Source organism: Streptomyces endocoffeicus (genome assembly GCF_016741935.1).
GTDB classification, from domain to species: domain Bacteria; phylum Actinomycetota; class Actinomycetes; order Streptomycetales; family Streptomycetaceae; genus Streptomyces; species Streptomyces endocoffeicus.
Genome location: NZ_JAERRG010000121.1, coordinates 1 through 2025, shown reverse-complemented (window position 1 = coordinate 2025; position 2025 = coordinate 1). Strand labels below are relative to the sequence as shown.

Genomic DNA, 2025 nt, shown 5'->3' with positions numbered 1-2025 from the left:
GGCGGCGTCGCGCTCGGCGTCGATCAGGCCGAGGGCGACGAAGCGCCGGATCAGGTCGGGGTGGAGCCCGGTGCGGCCGGCCACGGTCTCCAGGGAGAGCCTGCGCGCGGGCACCAGCTCGTAGTGGACGGACGTCACGGGCGGGTAGCGGGTGGCCGTGACGGTCCCGGGTATGTGAGTGCTCATCGCTCCCTCCGGGGGTCGAAGGAGGAGGTGCGGCCCAGCTCCTCGAACAGTTCCCGCTCCCGGGCGCCGAGGTGGGGCGGCACCATGACGCGGATCTCGGCGTACAGATCGCCGTCGGGGCCGCGCGGGTTCGGCATGCCCTCACCGCGCAGCCTCAGCTTGCGGCCGCTGGAGGAGCCGGGCGGGACGGTCACCTTGGCGGTGCCGCCGGGTGTGGGCACGGGGACGGTCGCGCCGAGCGCCGCCTCCCAGGGGGACACCGGGAGCGTCACATGGATGTTCCGGCCGTCCAGCCGGAACCGCGGATGGGGCTGGATCCGCACCCGTAGGTAGAGATCCCCGGCCGGTGCGTCACCGGTGCCGTGGCCGCCCTGCCCGGCCAGCCGGACGCGCTGCCCGTCGACGACGCCCGGCGGGACGTTCACCTCGAAGGTGCGCTGCCCCGTCGGCCCGGCCAGGGTGACGCCGCGGCGCCCACCGTGGAAGGCGTCCTCGACGGTGAGCGGCAGCTCGGCCTCCTGGTCGGCCCCGGGGACGGTGACGCGGCCCGCGCCGCCCGGGCCCGCGCCGCCACCGCCGAAGAACGCGCCGAACAGGTCCTCGAAGTCCACCCCCTCGCCCCCGGTGTCCTCGCCGAAGCCACGGGTGAACCGCACCCGGCCGCCGTCGCCGGCCGTCGTCCAGCCGCGGAAGCCACCGCCGCCGCCTCCGGCACCGGCGCCGACGCGCTCCTCCCAGTCCTCGGGGATCTTGCGGAAGTCCTCGCCGAACCGGTCGTAGCGGGCCCGGGTCCGCGGGTCGGAGAGCACGCTGTAGGCGTCGTTGAGCTCCTTGAACCGCTCCTCGGCGGCCGGGTCCTTGTTCACATCGGGGTGGTGGCGGCGGGCCTGGGTGCGGAACGCCTGCTGGATCTCGTCCTGGCTCGCGCCCCGGGACACCCCGAGCACCTCGTAGTAGTCCCGTGCCATGGCCATCTCACTCCCGCTTCGCCACGGCCACGGCCACCGGCCGGAGTTGGTGGCCGGGCTCCCCGTAGCCGGGGCGCAGCACCTGGACCACGGTGCCCGGCTCGGCCTCGGGGTCCTCGACCACGCCGACCACCTCGTGCCGGGCCGGGTCGAACGGCACCCCCGTCTCGCCCTGCCGCTCGTAGCCGAGCCGGGCCAGGGCGGCCACGGCCTGGTCGTGGATGGCCTTGACGCCCTCCACGATCGAGCCGGGGTCGGCCTCGGCGTGGGAGAGGGCCAGTTCGAGGTTGTCGACGACGGGCAGCAGGGCCACCGCCGTACGGGCCCGCTCGGCGGCCCGCTCCCGCTCCAGCTCCCTGGCGTGGCGCTTGCGCAGGTTCTCCAGGTCGGCCAGGGCCCGGCGCCAGCGGTCGTCGAGCTCGGCCAGCGCGGCGGCCTGCTCGGCGGCCCGCTCGTCGGCCTCGCCTACGGCGGGGCCGCCGGCCGCGTCCGGGCCGGGGCCCTCCCCGCCCGCGCCGCGCGCCTCCGCGGCGCCCGGGGCGGGCAGGTCCCGCTCCCGCTCCGGCTCCGTCACGGCGCCCTCCGGCACCGGGTCGGGCTGCTGCGGTTGAGTGGACATGGCGGCCTCTCAGTGAGCCTCTCAGTGAGCTTTTGCCGGATCGGCCTTTGTCGGATCGGCTTTCGTCGGATCGGCTTTCGTCGGATGGGTTTCGGTCAGCCCTTGTCGAACTCGGCGTCGATGACGTCCTCGTCGCCTCCGCCTCCGCCTCCGCCGCCCCCGGTCCCGGTGTCCTGGGCGCCGCCCGCGCCGGGCCCACCGGCCGCGCCGCCCGGGGCCGCGCCCGCACCGGCCGTCCCATGGGCGGCCAGG

General features: G+C 76.3%; 2 protein-coding genes and 1 pseudogene. All 3 read right to left on the bottom strand.

Features of this window, described 5'->3' with window-relative positions; genetic code table 11:
- Window positions 1-186: pseudogene (locus JK364_RS54125) on the bottom strand (chaperone modulator CbpM); the annotation flags it as partial.
- Entirely contained in the window at window positions 183-1154 is a 972-nt protein-coding gene (locus JK364_RS54120) for a DnaJ C-terminal domain-containing protein (RefSeq protein ID WP_201858834.1), read from the bottom strand. The gene JK364_RS54120 and the pseudogene JK364_RS54125, both read right to left, overlap by 4 nt.
- Window positions 1155-1161: 7 nt before the next feature.
- Window positions 1162-1773: a nucleotide exchange factor GrpE gene (locus JK364_RS54115; protein ID WP_201858833.1), complete on the bottom strand. Its 612-nt coding sequence runs from the start codon at window positions 1771-1773 to the stop codon at window positions 1162-1164.
- Window positions 1774-2025: the final 252 nt, after the last annotated feature.

What these genes read in the sequence shown, in the direction of transcription:
- JK364_RS54120 (WP_201858834.1), bottom strand. Translation starts at nt 1,154, where the DNA reads ATGGCACGGGACTACTACGAGGTGCTCGGGGTGTCCCGGGGCGCGAGC.
- JK364_RS54115 (WP_201858833.1), bottom strand. Translation starts at nt 1,773, where the DNA reads ATGTCCACTCAACCGCAGCAGCCCGACCCGGTGCCGGAGGGCGCCGTG.